The following is a 1,209-nucleotide window of genomic DNA, read 5'->3' on the forward strand; positions in this document are numbered from 1 at the left end:
CCAAGGCCCGTCAGCACTAGACCGTTCGCATCGTTCCCGTCAGTCAGCACTTCCTCGATGTTCTGGATCTCGTTCGTATCCGATAGATCTCCGTCGGCCGAGATATGGTTGGCCAAGTTCGTGGCATTGGTGGCTATATCGGTAGTGTTCGCTGTGATGTTAGTAGCATTGTTCCCGATCGCCGTAGTGTTGTTGGAGATATTGGTAGCGTTGTTCGAAATGTTCGTAGTGTTGTTGGCAATGTCCGAAGCGTTCGTCGCTATTGCACTCGCATTGTTCGAAATGTTCGTAGTGTTATTGGCGATGTCCGAAGCGTTCGCTGTGATGTTAGTAGCATTGTTACCAATAGCCGTAGTATTGTTGGAGATATTGGTAGCGTTGTTCGAAATATCCGTGGCATTGTTACCGATCGCAGTAGTGTTGTTGGCGATGTCCGCGGCATTGGCCGCTACTCCGGCACTATCGTCCAAAGAGGATAGGTCCGCAGAAAAACTTGTACCGCCCTCGCTTACCGTTACCTCGTTGGTCCCACCATCGAAGCTCACCCCAGTAATATCGTCGTCGGCCACGCTGTCCACATAGGCTTTTGTGGCGGCATCGCTCGCAGCGGTCGGGGCACCAAGGCCCGTCAGTACTAGACCGTTCGCATCGTTCCCATCAGTCAGTACTTCCTCAATGTTCTGGATCTCGTTCGTATCCGATAGATCTCCGTCGGCCGAGATATGGTTGGCCAGGTTCGTGGCATTGGTGGCAATGTCCGAAGCGTTCGTTGTGATGTTCGCAGCATTGTTACCAATAGCCGTAGTATTGTTGGAGATATTGGTAGCGTTGTTCGAAATATCCGTGGCATTGTTACCGATTGCCGTGGTATTGTTGGCGATGTCTGCGGCATTGGCCGCTACTCCGGCGCTATCGTCCAAAGAGGACAGGTCCGCAGAAAAACTTGTACCGCCCTCACTGACCGTTACCTCGTTGGTCCCGCCATCGAAGCTCACTCCAGTAATATCATCGTCGGCCACGCTGTCCACATAGGCCTTTGTGGCGGCATCGCTCGCAGCGGTCGGGGCACCAAGGCCCGTCAGCACTAGACCGTTCGCATCGTTCCCGTCAGTCAGCACTTCCTCGATGTTCTGGATCTCGTTCGTATCCGATAGATCTCCGTCGGCCGAGATATGGTTGGCCAAGTTCGTGGCATTGGTGGCTATATCG

At 53.3% G+C, this 1,209-nt stretch carries 1 protein-coding gene; it reads right to left on the reverse strand.

Annotated features, from left to right (window positions below):
* Window positions 1–1,209: beta strand repeat-containing protein (locus AB9K32_RS00115; protein WP_369884010.1), on the reverse strand; the 1,209-nt coding region annotated here is incomplete at both ends.

This window comes from Allomuricauda sp. XS_ASV26, assembly GCF_041224615.1.
In the GTDB taxonomy this organism is placed as follows: domain Bacteria; phylum Bacteroidota; class Bacteroidia; order Flavobacteriales; family Flavobacteriaceae; genus Flagellimonas; species Flagellimonas alginolytica.